This window comes from Planktotalea sp. (assembly GCF_965659345.1).
Lineage (GTDB): Bacteria > Pseudomonadota > Alphaproteobacteria > Rhodobacterales > Rhodobacteraceae > Planktotalea.
The window spans coordinates 43,276-56,619 of the sequence record NZ_CBFHVK010000010.1 but is presented as its reverse complement, the minus strand read 5'-3'; the positions used below and the strand labels follow the sequence as shown (position 1 = coordinate 56,619).

Genomic DNA, 13,344 nt, shown 5'->3' with positions numbered 1-13,344 from the left:
GTTACCTCAAAGCGCCAGAAGCTTTCAACGCTTCATGCTTCTCTTTGTTATACCACCAGAAATCAAGCACACCGAGCGCAAGAGGCGGAAGGTTTTCAGGCTTTTCGAACATATCGAAATACGACACCCAATAAGCAGGGACATAGCCATAGTGTGCGATGATGCGCTCATAACGAAGAGCGCGATCAAGGGCTTTCAAGGCTGCAATTTCTGCCTCTCGTGAGTCCGCTTCTAGCGCTGCATCGATAATCGCATCAACAACGGGACTGCGCAAAGCAGAAGGGTTGTAGGAGGACACTTCAGCCGTTTCAGAGGCAAACAACTGCTTGAGCCCTGTGCCCACTGTCGCGAAGGTCAGGATACGAGTTGAGATCAAATCATAATCTTTATCAAGGAAGCGTTGCTGGCCTTGAGCGCTGTCCACTGCGTTGCCATTCACCTCAATTCCCCAACCCTCCAAGGTTTTGGAATAGGTCTCAATTATTGCTTTGCGCGTGTCATCCCAAGTCGAGATCACTAAGAAATCAAGCGACATGCGCTTGCCCTCTTGATCCACCATGTGACCTTCGCTGTTCACAGTCCAACCCGCGCCCTTAAGCAAACGGAAAGCTTCGCGCTTGTTGCGACGGTCATCCGGTTTTTCTTTGCGAGAAGTATGCGGCATGACCACAGGTTCGGTCAGCAGTTCAGGTGGCACTACGTCGCCAAGTGATTGCAAAAACGCCAGTTCATCGCCCTCTGGCACGCCTTTGGCTTCCCACTCTTGATTCTGCACAAACGAATTGCGCTGGGTCGTCAAATCGAACTGGAGCGATTCACGTGTCCATTCGAAATTAAACGCCAATGACAATGCATGGCGCACATCCCGATTATCAAGCGGCGCTCTTAACGTGTTGAAAATGATTCCTGAATTGTTAGGCGCATTCCCATTTGGAATCGCTTCTTTGATCGCATCGCCTTTTTCTAACGCCGGAAAGTTATACCCCGTTGCCCAGCGTTTAGTGGAACCCTCAGAGCGGAAGGTCACTTCACCAGATTTAAACGCCTCAAACTCGGCCGTTGCGTCTGCAAAATATTCAATACGGATGCGATCAAAGTTATGACGCCCTACATTGGCCGGATGATCCACACCCCAATAGTTTGGGTTGCGTTCGTAAACGACGTAGCGGTTGAATTCATAATCCCCAACTTGGTACGGACCTGACCCCATAGGAGAGTTGATTGATGGTTCATCCAGACGTTCACCCGTTTGCTTGTACCATTCTTCAGACAAAATTGGCGTTCCACCCACTTGGCTAATCAAAGAGCGACGCGAAATGCCGTCGGCAAAATTGAAGCGGATGGTATGATCATCGATCACCTCGACACCCGTGATCCGCTCTTTAACGGATCGCGCATAAGAGCGAATGCCTTGGTCTAGGAAAAGGTTGTGCGTAAAGGCGGCGTCCTGTGCACGAAGGGGTGATCCATCGCGAAACACGATGTCCTTACGCATGTGAAAAACGCACCATTCTTTTGACTTGGGATATTCAATTTCCTGCGCGATTAAACCGTAGGCATCCGTCAGCGAATCCGCTGGCGCGCCACCACCCCAAGGCATTTCAGCAAACATAGATTCGCCAATAACGCTTGAATAAGTTTCAGGGTTTCCGCGCCAAGCCCAACGATTGAAACCATCAAAAGTACCGCGTGCACTAAGTGTGATTTGGCCCCCTTTGGGCGCGTTGGGGTTCACATAATCGAAATGGGTAAAATCAGGAGCGTATTTCAGATCACCAAAAAACGAATAGCCGTGGCTTTTGATCATTTCGGCCTCTTGGGCCTGCGCCATGCCAGCAGGCAATCCAATGGCAAGACCAGCACCGCTCGCGGCGATCCCTTTCATGACATCGCGACGTTTCAGGACTAACTCAGTCTTTGGAAATTTATCTATCATCGAGGTCTCCCAATAGCTGTCACACGCATGCGTATCACTGTTGTAACATAGCTAATGCGCTGCACGCGTCACATTCAAGCGTTGAATATTGAACTGCTTGTGAACTGAGCGTGTGTTGGGCCAAAATCAAGTATTTCGACAAAGAAAAAGCCGCCCAAGCGCTTGGCTGGGCGGCTTTTCAAACTCAGAAGCTCGCTGTGCGCTTACTTGATGGTCTCAAGGTAGGCGATGATGTTCGCGCGATCTGCGTCTTTCTTCAGGCCAGAGAAGCTCATCTTTGTGCCTTTGACGTAGCCCTTTGGGTTCAACAAGAACGCGTTCAGCTCTTCGTAGCCCCATGCGCCTTCCATCTCTGCGAGTGTGGAGGAGTAACCAAAGCCCTCAACAGAGCCCTTGTCGCGGTTCACAGTGTTGAACAAATGTGGGCCTGTGCCATTCGCGCCATCTTCAAGCTTGTGGCAGGCTTTGCACTTGCCAAAGACTTTCTCACCTTTGCCAACATCTGCAGCTGCGATCAGCTCTATGATGTTCACTTCTTCAACTTTTTCAACTTCGTCAGCACCTTCAACTTCGATGACATAGCCAGCTAGGTGCTCACCGTCACCATGGCCGTGGCCTGTGTGAAAAAGCTCTTCAGCAGCCCAGCTGCCAAGAAGGAAAATCAGCAAAGATCCGCACACAGCGCCGAGGATCTTGGTTAGGGTCATCGTGTCAAACATAAGGCTCGTTCCAATGTATATCGTTGGGCGCGTATCTATGGCTTTAAAGAGGTTAAAGCAAGGTGTAGAACCCGCGACGAAACGCCCGAGTTTGGCAGATTTTAAGGGAATAGGCACTATGAGCAAAAAGATCGCATTTCAGGGCGAACTCGGAGCCTACTCTCACGAAGCCTGCGTGGACAATTTTCCCGAATATGAATCACTTCCGTGCCGCACATTCGAAGAAGTGATCAACGCGGTAAACAATAAAGACGCTGAACTCGCGATGCTTCCAGTCGAGAACTCAACCTACGGGCGGGTTGCAGATATTCACCGCCTGCTGCCAAGTTCTGACCTGCATATTGTAGATGAGGCATTCACACGTGTGCGCATCAGCTTGATGGCGTTGCCGGGAACAACGCTGAGCGACATCAAAAAAGTGCGCGCGCACATGGTGCTGCTGCCTCAAGCGGCTGCATTCTTAAATAAACATGGAATAAAGCCAGAAGCCGCAGCCGATAGCGCTGGTGCCGCAGCTGAGTTGAAAGACAGCGGTGACAGAACAAGCGGCGTTCTTGCGAGCGAGATCGCGGCACAGATTTATGGGCTCGATGTGCTTGCGCGTAATGTCGAAGATCACGGCCATAACACGACACGCTTCTTGGTCATGTCGCGCGATGAAGATCTAAGCCCCCGTGGTGACACCGGCATGATGACCAGCTTCATCTTTCGTGTGCGCAACCTGCCTGCAGCGCTTTATAAAGCTATGGGCGGTTTTGCGACAAATGGCGTGAACATGACCAAGCTTGAAAGCTACATGGTTGGCGGCCATTTCACAGCGACGCAATTTTACGCAGATATCGAGGGCCACCCCGAGGATGAAAACGTCAAACGGGCGCTTGATGAGCTGAGTTATTTCACCAGTGAAATTACAATCCTTGGCACATACCCGCGTGCCAAGGAGCGCGATTCATAAAGCGACTACGCTTTGACGTTAGATTTATGCTGCCGCTCAATAATGCGCGCGAAATCAGATGCCTTGATGCGATAGCGTTTATCCAAACGTGATTTACCAAGGCGCATTGTTTGAATCATCAAGCGACCCGACAGGCTTTTGGGCTTTAGTTCGACAGAAAATGTCGCGCGCGTGCGGCTTTTGGAAAGTGACATCAGTTCAAGCGAGGCGATTGCGCTTAGATCAGGGCTTTGAATGTCCATCTCGTAGCCGTCGTTTGGATTGTATGCGATCAGTTCCGCAGACACTTTGCGCGCTTTGCCGCGAAATTTAAAACCCGCGTCCCAACACATGCCGACATCTTTGCGTTTCAACGAATCGGTACGTCGCACTTGTGCGCCCCGGCGTAGAGCGGAACGCTCAAACTGATCAAAGTCAGCAAAAAGCACGAACGCATCTGCCATCGACGCTTCAATATCTTCTTTGGTAGAAAACTTCATAAAACCTGCTCGCATCTTTTGTACGTTTTCCGGATTCTATAGCGCGGTAGACTTAATCAAGTCTATCACTCAGCCAACGTTCAAGAATAAAATGTGCGATTGCGCCTTTTCTAGCAGATAAAATTTTCGTGTTTTCACCTGCGAATGAAAGCATCATGTCTTCTCGGGTGACCCATATCGCGTCCTCTATTTCGACAGGATCAATGGTTATGTCGGTATTCAATGCTTCGCCTCGGCATCCAAACATCAATGAATTTGGGAAAGGCCATGGTTGGCTCGCGAGATAATCTACATGACCGACTTTGATACCAGATTCTTCAAACACTTCGCGTCGGACGGCCGCCTCAAGTGTTTCACCGGGCTCGACGAAACCGGCCAGCAAGGAATACATCCCCTCAGGCCAACCTGGAGAGCGGCCCATAAGCACAGAATTTCCATGTGTTATCAACATGATCACAACAGGATCAGTGCGCGGGAAATGTTTGCCGTCACAAGTGGTGCAATCGCGCTGCCAACCCGCCATCGACATCACACTTTTTGCCCCGCATTTAGAGCAAAATTGATGGCTATCATGCCATGAATAAAGCGCCCGCGCGCTCACTGCGAGTTCTGCATCTCGCGGTGTTAAGCGGGTCATATTCGCACGCAATTCTGCAAACACATCTGTTTCCGGCAAATCTGGATGCTGTTGTTCAGTCGGATCAAGAAATGTGTTCATCGCACTTGGATCAACATTATCAGGCTCCCAATCAGACAGGTCATGGGCAAACGTCGGACCATGATCTTCTATCCCAAGAAAAACTGACTGTTCCGCCCTTGGAACAAGCAACGCGTGGCTCATCGGCAAACGCGCAAGTGCATCCCAATCACCTCGGCGGATCAGGGGTTTGCCACGCCAGAATACAATTGCTTGTGCATTCGGATCAGCGCGAAGCGCCTTAAGAGCTTCCGCATCGCCGCGCAAATGCGCTGCGCGCTCCAAGCCCGAACCACCGAAGGTGACCGCCTCTGCATTTTTCATACCCTACCCCTTAATATTTTTGCGCAAGCTAGCGGCGAAACTCACTTGGGTTCAAGCCTTGCAATGCAATGTCTCTGCTCGTATATCACCGAGTGAGAGGTTGGCGCGGGCAAGTGCCTCGCCAACCTGGTCAGATCCGGAAGGAAGCAGCCACAACGAGCCCCACTTGGGTCGATGTCCAACCTCTCACCTAATTCCCTTTTTGCAGCAATCCTGTCACCGCCCAACGAAGTTGCGCATCCGTCTCAACGGCACAGGGGCGCACTTTTCGCAAACGCAAAAGTGCATCAACGGCGTCCTCGCCAGATTCGACCATCAAACGAAGGGCAAGCATCCCAGAGCGCCCGCATCCACCCTTACAATGAATCAAGACCCGCCCGCGACCGCCAAGCGCTTTCAAAATAACGGCGCTCTTTTCGGGCCAGGCTCGTATGAAAGTCGCATCTGGCGTGCCATAATCATTGACAGGTAGATGCAACCATCGCGCTCCACATTCTGGGATATCTTTGCCAAGCGCTTCGACACCCGCATCGGCATGTTCGCCCTTGGTCGTTGCAGAGATGACGATCGAAGGCTTCCAATCGCGTATAAAATCAAGATCTTTTTGATAATTACCCATCATTCCTGGCATCTGTGAAATCGCAAGCGATCCACCACCGACACCAAGTGCATGAATAATCAGATCTGTCATACGCTAAAGCCTACGCGCACTAAATGTGTCGCAAGTGTTGATGTTTCCGCTCTGAAAACCCTTACCAAACCAGCTTGCGCGTTGCGCGCTAGTGCCGTGCGTAAATGTATGTGGCTGCGGCACGCGCCCAGCACGCTTTTGTAAATGATCATCACCAATCATCCGCGCAGCGTTCAAGGCTTCTTCAATATCGCCGGGCTCCAACAACCCTTCGACTGACCGCGCCCATACGCCACTCAAGCAATCCGCCTGCAACTCCAAACGAACTGTTAATGCGTTCGCCTCTGTTTGGCTGGAGCGTTGTCGTGCTTGGTGGACTTGACCTAGAATCCCCAGCTCATTTTGCACATGATGCGCCACTTCATGGGCAATCACATAGGCCGCAGCGAAATCGCCCCGCGCACCAAGCTGGCTGGAAAGTGTCGCAAAGAACGCAGTATCAAGATAGGCTTTTTTATCCGCAGGGCAGTAGAATGGTCCCGTTGCACCAGATGCGCCACCACATGGACTTTGCGTGACATCTGCATAAAGCACCAGCGTCGGTGGAGTATACTCAAGCCCCACTTGTTGCGGAAAAATCTGGCTCCAGACCTGCTCAGTCGTTGACAAAACTTGCGAAGAAAACTCCGCCGCGCGTTCCTCTTGCGCAGTCACCTGCCGCGTCTGGCTCTGCTGTGGCACACCACCCTGTTGCAACAAAGGCGTCACATCGATTCCAGCAAAATAGCCAATTGCTAAGATCACCAACAAGCCGACGCCACCAATAGGTGCTGTTTTACCGCCTCGCGCGCCGCTTTGACGGCGATGATCTTCAACATTTCGACTTCCACGGATCCCGCGCAACCGCATGTGTATTCTCCTGAACCACAATAGCGTTTTTCTTAATCGCTATCTTGAGTGACAGTATGCGCATGAACTTGAACAAAAAAGCAAGCGACAGCAAAATCCGCACTCAATAGGCCCAAGACAACTCGATTCTCTCGAATGGGCGCAATGACGGTAGCGACAGTTGTTAAAGGTGTGTTCCTTTGGTTCCTCTAGACCCGGCCTGCTACGCAGATTAGGATTAACGAGCATACGAATCCGGGAATTGATATGAGCGACGCGCCAACCACCGAATACAGAGTTCTCGCGCGAAAATATCGCCCTGAAACCTTCGCCGATCTTGTTGGTCAAGAAGCGATGGTGCGCACACTTAAGAATGCCTTCGAAGCAGACCGGATCGCGCAGGCTTTTGTGATGACGGGCATTCGCGGCACCGGCAAAACCACCACTGCACGGATCATCGCTAAAGGAATCAATTGCATCGGGCCTGATGGTAACGGTGGTCCCACGACAGAGCCTTGTGGCGTGTGCGAGAATTGCACAGCGATCATGGAAGGACGTCACGTCGACGTCATGGAAATGGACGCCGCTTCGCGCACAGGTGTAGGTGACATTCGCGAAATTATCGAGAGCGTGCATTACCGCGCGGCTTCGGCGCGCTACAAGATTTACATCATCGACGAAGTGCACATGCTCTCCACCTCCGCCTTCAACGCTTTGTTGAAGACGCTGGAAGAGCCGCCTGCGCACGTCAAATTTATCTTCGCAACCACCGAGATTCGCAAAGTTCCTGTCACGGTTCTATCCCGCTGTCAGCGTTTCGATCTGCGCCGCATTGAGCCCGAAGACATGATCGGCATGCTCAAACGCATTGCCGGTGGCGAAAATGCTGAAATTGCTGAGGATGCTTTGGCGCTTATCACTCGCGCCGCTGAAGGTTCTGCACGTGATGCAACCTCACTGCTCGATCAGGCAATCTCTCATGGTGCTGGCGAAACCACGGTTGAACAGGTCCGCGCGATGCTGGGTCTTGCGGATCGCGGTCGTGTGCTCGACCTCTATCAGATGATCATGCGCGGCGATGCAGCGGCCGCCTTGACCGAGCTTGGCGCACAATATGCAGCGGGTGCCGACCCGATGGCAGTGCTGCGTGACCTTGCTGAAATCACCCATTGGATTTCTGTCGTGAAGATCACCCCAGATGCGGCTGATGATCCAACCGTCTCTCCTGATGAGCGCGCGCGCGGCCTAGAAATGGCGAATGACCTTCCCATGCGCGCAATGACCCGCATGTGGCAAATGTTGCTGAAAGCCCTAGACGAAGTTGCGAGTGCGCCCAATTCCATGATGGCCGCTGAAATGGCGATCATTCGCCTCACACATGTCGCCGAACTCCCCAGCCCAGAAGAGCTGATCCGCAAGTTGCAAGACACACCTCCTCCTCCCCCATCCGGCGGAGGCGGCGGCGGGATGAGCGCGGGCGCGACGTCTGTCGCCAATGCACAGTCTCGCATGGCAACTTCTGGTGGCTCTGCGGGCGGGGCAGCTACGGCCCAACAACTTGATGCAGACGCTTTGCAACGCTTTCCTACATTTGATCATGTTGTCGAATTGATCCGTGCCAACCGCGATGTAAAGCTCTTGGTGGAAGTCGAAGGCGGAGTGCGCTTGGCCAACTATCAACCGGGTCGAATAGAGTTTGAGCCACACCCTAAAGCACCTGCTGATCTGGCTCAGCGTTTGGGTCAGAAACTTCAACTTTGGACAGGAAATCGTTGGGCCGTTACACTCGTTAACGAAGGTGGCAAAGAAAGCATTGCTGAAAAACGCGATGCCGCGGACATAGCGATCAAAGCTGAAGCCGCATCTCATCCGCTGCTGCAAGCTGTCTTCGAAGCATTCCCAAGTGCAAAGATCATCGACATCAAAACACCCGCTGAAATCGCGCAAGAGGCGATGGTCGAAGCCTTGCCCGAGGTCGAGGATGAATGGGACCCCTTCGAAGAGGAATAAGCGCTGCATATTCTCGAAACCAACGCACTTTTCGGCTACGCCTGCGGGGTCCTGCGCCCGCGATGGGATGGCACTCCAGTCTCTGACGTGCACGAATCGCTCATGCTCGCCGCTTCCCCCATTAGCCTCTCATTAATCGCATTTTCACTGATTGCACTTTGGCGTCGCAGCCTTTGGCTGACGAGCGTTCTGTGTCTCTCTTGGGCAGTATGGGCAGTTCATATCCTGTTTGACAGCTTCATGAACCGTGCGCTTTTTACAGCGCAGAAAATTGGCTGCATTGGTACGACAAACACCTACCTTATCCTTGCAAGCTTGCTTTGTATCGCCATCCTTGTGATGACGCTGAAACAAAGACGCAAGGCCCTTCCACAATGAGCACAATCTGTACACAAATCAAACCAGACTGGGATGGCACCCCCGTGAGCATGTTCGCTGAAACACTTTCGCTTGCCTCGGCACCCATCACGTTGATCCTGCTCGCTGCAACAGTCATCACTCTGCGTTTTCGCAATCAATGGGGTGCACTCGCACTTGTCGTGGCTTGGTCTTTCTACGTGTCATTCCTCACCATACTGGACCCTGGAAATACCTTCACAACTGCACGCGCAGAGGGGTGTCTTGGCTCACCGACCTTGTTCATCGTCGCTGTCGCTGCGATATGTATCCTAATGATCTTTTACACCGCACCCAACGAGGCGCGCAAAACTTAACGGAGAAGCAAATGCTTAAAGGACTAGGCCAGCTCGGCGATATGGCGGGTATGATGAAGAAAGCCAAAGAAATGCAGGACCAGATGGGTCAATTGCAAGAAGACCTGGCCACCATGACTGTTATCGGCGAAAGCGGCGCTGGCCTCGTTAAAGCGACGGCAACAGCCAAGGGTGAACTCACAGCGCTCGACATTGACCCGTCAATCTTCAATGGCGATGAGAAAGAAGTGGTCGAAGATCTTATCCTCGCCGCGATCAAAGATGCGCAGCAAAAAGCAGCGGATAAATCTGCGGCAGAAATGGGCAAATTGACCGAAGGTCTCGGCCTACCTGCAGATATGAAGCTCCCGTTTTAAAGCTTTGCAAATACGCGCTTCATTTTTCCAGATAAACTCCCGCCGGAGGCTCCAGAAGCCTGCAAACAGGACGGATGGATGAGCAGTACAAAAGACATCGATACACTCATAGAGTTGATGGCCAAGCTCCCCGGGCTTGGCCCTCGCTCAGCAAGGCGGGCGGTTTTGCATCTGATCCGCAAACGCGCGATTTTGCTGACCCCGCTTGCTGACAGCCTGCAAACAGTCGCCGCCACTGCGCGCGAATGCCTTAACTGTGGCAACGTCGGCACTGCTGATATCTGCAACATTTGCGAAAATGAAAAACGTGCAAATGGCATTCTCTGCGTCGTCGAGGATGTAGCAGACCTGTGGGCGATGGAACGCTCAGGCGTATTCAAAGGTCGCTATCATGTTCTTGGCGGTACGCTATCGGCTCTTGACGCTATCGGCCCCGACGAACTGCGCATCCCCCGCTTGATTGATCGCGTGACGAGCGAAGGAATCACCGAAGTCATTCTCGCCCTCAACGCGACGATCGACGGCCAAACCACCGCACACTATATTGCCGACCTGCTCGAAACCCGCGTCACGCTTACATCCCTCGCGCAGGGTGTGCCGATTGGCGGCGAGCTTGACTACCTCGATGATGGCACAATCACCGCCGCAATGAACGCGCGAAAGCCTATTTGACGCAAACACTTGCAAAATACGCGACTCTTCGCAAACTGTGCCGCAAAAGACCCCCAAAAGGAAAACCAAAGCAATGCGCGCAGCTGTTGTCAGAGAATTTAACGAAGACTTGTCCATCGAAGACGTAGCTGACCCCAGTTGCCCAAGAAACGGCGTCGTTCTTGAGGTCGCCGCCTGTGGTGTATGTCGCTCTGATTTTCATGGCTGGGTCGGTGGCCACCCCAAAGTCGTGAACGGCTCCGTCATGGGGCATGAATATTGCGGCACGGTCGTCGAAGCAGGTGCGCAAGCAAAGTACAAAGTGGGCGACAATTTGATCGCGCCTTTCATCCTTGGTTGTGGGGATTGCCCCGCCTGCCAGACCGGCATGTCAAACACCTGTGAAAGCGCGATTGTGCCCGGCTTTGGCGCGCCCGGCGCTTATGCACAGTATGTGGCCGTTCCCTATGATCATAACCTTGTGCATCTTCCTCTGAGCATGTCACCCGCCCTCGCTGCCGGTCTTGGTTGCCGCGTTACGACGGCTTGGCATGCGCTCACAGATCGCGCCAATGTGCGCGCAGGCGAATGGGTTGCAGTGCATGGAACAGGTGGCATCGGCCTGTCGTCCTTGCTGCTTGCCAAGATGCTGGGCGCACGGGTGATTGTGGTTGATATCGTTGAAGAAAAGCTCTCGCACGCCCTTTCCCTTGGCGCAGATGCAGCCTTGAATGCCGCCAGCGAGAACGCCGCAGAGCGTATCCGAGAGATCACAGGCGGCGGTGCTCAAGTGTCCATCGAAGCGCTCGGGATCGAGGCAACAACGAATGCCTCTGTCGAATGTCTTGCGACCCTTGGACGGCACGTTCACGTTGGTTTGCCCGCAGGTGATGGTGTGATGCAAATCAACATGCGTGCGATCTATTCCAAACAACTCAGTTTCTTTGGCACGCGTGGTATGCCCTCTTGGAAGTACCCCAACTTACTAAGCATGATCGAGCGCGGAGAAGTAGATCTAAGCCCTATGTTAGATCGCGAGGTCGGCCTATCTGATGCATCTGCAGAACTGCGCGCGATGAGGGGCCCAACCCCTCCAGGCACGGCGGTCATTACGGATTTCTTGGGGTAACGGCGATGAATATTCCCAAACTCAAACGTGCCACGATCGCCTCTGAAGACGGACTACGTGTTTGGCTCAAGAACAATAGCGATTTGGCAGAATCAGTGATGCTCGTTACGCATTCCAACCCGCGTTCTTCGAAACATGTAAGCACGGAGCAAGTGGCAAATGCCCTTACAAATTCACGATGGAGCGCAGGTCGCAGATACACACTCAATGATAACCTTCTCGGTCACGTGATTACGTTGACCGCGTAACATCAAGACCGTCGCGCGCTTCGCAAACAAAGAAGGCCCTGCGCAAATCAATGCACAAGGCCTTTGAGTATTAAACAAAACAGCGCTTATTTTTCGTCGCTGTCATTCTCATTGTCATCATCACTCTTAATGTTGAAGAAACTCTCCGCATCCAAGATGTCACCAGTCTGTTCTTCCGCCTCAACAGGGGCATCCCCAAGCGAGAATGTCTCAAGACCCTCAATCGCTGTCGGGATCTTCGGCTCCGCTTCCATGCCCAAAGACTGCTCTGTGCTCACCAACTTACGGCGTTCATCATCGTTCATAACTTCGCCGTCCGCCGCTTTCTTAGCTGCAGCTTTCTGAACCGCTGCGTCTAGCTCGGACTGCTTACACAGACCCAAAGCAACCGGATCAATCGGTTGGATGTTAGAAATATTCCAATGCGTGCGCTCACGGATCGCTTGGATCGTTGGTTTGGTCGTTCCGACCAACTTGCCCACCTGACCGTCTGTCAGTTCTGGGTGAAACTTTACCAGCCACAAAATGGAGGCAGGGCGATCCTGACGCTTTGACAAAGGGGTGTAGCGCGGACCACGGCGCTTTTCTTCGCCTTGCGCGGCTGCGTTGAATTTTAGCTTCAGCTTATGCATCACATTGTCTTGCGCCGCGTCGATTTCGTCCTGCACCAATTGGTTGTTCGCAATCGGGTCAAACCCTTTGACACCTGCAGCCACGTCACCGTCTGCGATGCCTTGCACTTCCAGCTCGTGCATCCCGACGAAATCTGCGATCTGCTTGAAGCTGATCGTTGTGTTATCCACCAGCCATACAGCGGTTGCTTTTGCCATAATCGGTTTGGCCATGGGAACTCTCCTTCAAACAAATCTCTCTCGTCGCCTGAAATAGGCGGCACCTTTTTCTTAGGTGCGGGTTACCATTGTGGGGGAACTTAAGCGGTATATAGTAGCGATTGCACCAAGAGGGAAGAGGCAATGCGCAAACTGGTTCTGGCACTGATAATGATGGCGACAACTTTGTCGGCTGATGGCGAGAAAGCTGGCGAATTTGACTACTACGTGCTTGCCTTAAGCTGGACCCCAACATGGTGCGCTTTGGAGGGCGATGCGCGCGACTCAGAGCAATGCTATGCTTCCAAGGACTTCGGCTGGACGCTGCATGGTCTGTGGCCACAATTCCACCAAGGCTGGCCCAGTTTTTGTCGTACGTCAGAACGCCAACCCTCACGCTCGATGACAAATGGAATGAGCGATATTATGGGGACCTCCGGCCTCGCTTGGCATCAATGGAAGAAGCACGGGACTTGTTCCGGCCTGAGTGCGCGGGACTACTATGCGCTGTCACGCGAAGCTTATGGCAAAGTGAACCGCCCTGCTGTGTTTCGCAAACTCAAAGACCCAGTAAAGGTTCCTGCAAAGGTGATCGAAGAAGCATTTCTCAAAGCAAATCCGAGTTTGATGTCGAATTCACTCACAATCACATGCAAAAAAGGTCGGATCCAAGAAGCCCGCGTTTGTTTGTCTAAGGATCTGGATCCTGTCCCCTGTGGACGCGATACGATTAAGGATTGCTCCATGACCAACGCGCTATTTGATCCCATTCGCTGAG

Annotated in this window: 15 protein-coding genes and 1 other RNA gene; 9 read left to right on the top strand and 7 right to left on the bottom strand. The window is 52.6% G+C overall.

Annotated features, from left to right (window positions below):
* Position 1 precedes the first annotated feature (1 nt).
* Positions 2 to 1,936: an extracellular solute-binding protein gene (locus ACTG3Z_RS09825; RefSeq protein ID WP_439142869.1), complete on the bottom strand. Its 1,935-nt coding sequence runs from the start codon at positions 1,934 to 1,936 to the stop codon at positions 2 to 4.
* A gap of 203 nt (positions 1,937 to 2,139) precedes the next feature.
* A complete protein-coding gene (locus ACTG3Z_RS09820) occupies positions 2,140 to 2,655 on the bottom strand; it encodes a c-type cytochrome (protein WP_439142867.1) in 516 nt (171 codons plus the stop codon).
* Between the two features lie 118 nt (positions 2,656 to 2,773).
* Between ACTG3Z_RS09820 and ACTG3Z_RS09815 the strand changes: the two genes are divergently transcribed.
* Positions 2,774 to 3,610 (top strand): prephenate dehydratase, encoded by an 837-nt coding sequence (locus ACTG3Z_RS09815; RefSeq protein WP_439142865.1) that lies wholly within the window; start codon positions 2,774 to 2,776, stop codon positions 3,608 to 3,610.
* 5 nt (positions 3,611 to 3,615) lie between these two features.
* On the opposite strand, the gene ACTG3Z_RS09810 is transcribed toward ACTG3Z_RS09815, so the two are convergent.
* Both ACTG3Z_RS09810 and nudC read right to left on the bottom strand, forming a co-directional pair.
* Complete coding sequence (locus ACTG3Z_RS09810) at positions 3,616 to 4,089, bottom strand: SRPBCC family protein (protein ID WP_439142864.1); 474 nt, start codon at positions 4,087 to 4,089, stop codon at positions 3,616 to 3,618.
* 52 nt (positions 4,090 to 4,141) lie between these two features.
* Positions 4,142 to 5,110: an NAD(+) diphosphatase gene (gene nudC, locus ACTG3Z_RS09805; protein ID WP_439142862.1), complete on the bottom strand. Its 969-nt coding sequence runs from the start codon at positions 5,108 to 5,110 to the stop codon at positions 4,142 to 4,144.
* Between the two features lie 93 nt (positions 5,111 to 5,203).
* Between nudC and ffs the strand changes: the two genes are divergently transcribed.
* Positions 5,204 to 5,302: signal recognition particle sRNA small type (ffs, locus tag ACTG3Z_RS09800), an RNA gene on the top strand.
* On the opposite strand, the gene ACTG3Z_RS09795 is transcribed toward ffs, so the two are convergent.
* Together ACTG3Z_RS09795 and ypfJ are read right to left on the bottom strand one after the other, a co-directional pair.
* Complete coding sequence (locus tag ACTG3Z_RS09795) at positions 5,301 to 5,801, bottom strand: dual specificity protein phosphatase family protein (RefSeq protein WP_439142861.1); 501 nt, start codon at positions 5,799 to 5,801, stop codon at positions 5,301 to 5,303. The genes ffs and ACTG3Z_RS09795 overlap by 2 nt on opposite strands.
* Before the next feature lie 3 nt (positions 5,802 to 5,804).
* Positions 5,805 to 6,650, bottom strand: coding sequence for a KPN_02809 family neutral zinc metallopeptidase (gene ypfJ, locus ACTG3Z_RS09790; RefSeq protein WP_439142860.1), 846 nt, complete (start codon positions 6,648 to 6,650; stop codon positions 5,805 to 5,807).
* 246 nt (positions 6,651 to 6,896) lie between these two features.
* Between ypfJ and ACTG3Z_RS09785 the strand changes: the two genes are divergently transcribed.
* The 6 genes from ACTG3Z_RS09785 (at position 6,897) to ACTG3Z_RS09760 (ending at position 11,736) form a co-directional block, all read left to right on the top strand.
* Complete coding sequence (locus tag ACTG3Z_RS09785; protein WP_439142859.1) at positions 6,897 to 8,639, top strand: DNA polymerase III subunit gamma/tau; 1,743 nt, start codon at positions 6,897 to 6,899, stop codon at positions 8,637 to 8,639.
* A 374-nt stretch (positions 8,640 to 9,013) separates the two neighbouring features.
* Complete coding sequence (locus tag ACTG3Z_RS09780; protein ID WP_439142857.1) at positions 9,014 to 9,352, top strand: hypothetical protein; 339 nt, start codon at positions 9,014 to 9,016, stop codon at positions 9,350 to 9,352.
* Between the two features lie 11 nt (positions 9,353 to 9,363).
* Positions 9,364 to 9,708 carry a YbaB/EbfC family nucleoid-associated protein gene (locus ACTG3Z_RS09775; RefSeq protein WP_439142856.1) on the top strand — a complete coding sequence of 115 codons (345 nt, stop codon included), beginning with the start codon at positions 9,364 to 9,366 and terminating at the stop codon, positions 9,706 to 9,708.
* A gap of 78 nt (positions 9,709 to 9,786) precedes the next feature.
* Positions 9,787 to 10,380, top strand: coding sequence for a recombination mediator RecR (recR, locus tag ACTG3Z_RS09770; RefSeq protein WP_439142854.1), 594 nt, complete (start codon positions 9,787 to 9,789; stop codon positions 10,378 to 10,380).
* 73 nt (positions 10,381 to 10,453) lie between these two features.
* Complete coding sequence (locus ACTG3Z_RS09765) at positions 10,454 to 11,488, top strand: zinc-binding dehydrogenase (RefSeq protein WP_439142853.1); 1,035 nt, start codon at positions 10,454 to 10,456, stop codon at positions 11,486 to 11,488.
* A 5-nt stretch (positions 11,489 to 11,493) separates the two neighbouring features.
* Complete coding sequence (locus ACTG3Z_RS09760; protein ID WP_439142852.1) at positions 11,494 to 11,736, top strand: hypothetical protein; 243 nt, start codon at positions 11,494 to 11,496, stop codon at positions 11,734 to 11,736.
* Between the two features lie 86 nt (positions 11,737 to 11,822).
* Here ACTG3Z_RS09760 and ACTG3Z_RS09755 read toward each other — a convergent pair whose 3' ends face one another.
* On the bottom strand, positions 11,823 to 12,581 hold the full coding sequence (locus ACTG3Z_RS09755) for a DUF1013 domain-containing protein (protein ID WP_439142850.1): 759 nt from the start codon (positions 12,579 to 12,581) through the stop codon (positions 11,823 to 11,825).
* A 129-nt stretch (positions 12,582 to 12,710) separates the two neighbouring features.
* Here ACTG3Z_RS09755 and ACTG3Z_RS09750 point away from each other — a divergent pair, with 129 nt between their 5' ends.
* Complete coding sequence (locus ACTG3Z_RS09750; protein ID WP_439142848.1) at positions 12,711 to 13,343, top strand: ribonuclease T2 family protein; 633 nt, start codon at positions 12,711 to 12,713, stop codon at positions 13,341 to 13,343.
* Position 13,344: the final 1 nt, after the last annotated feature.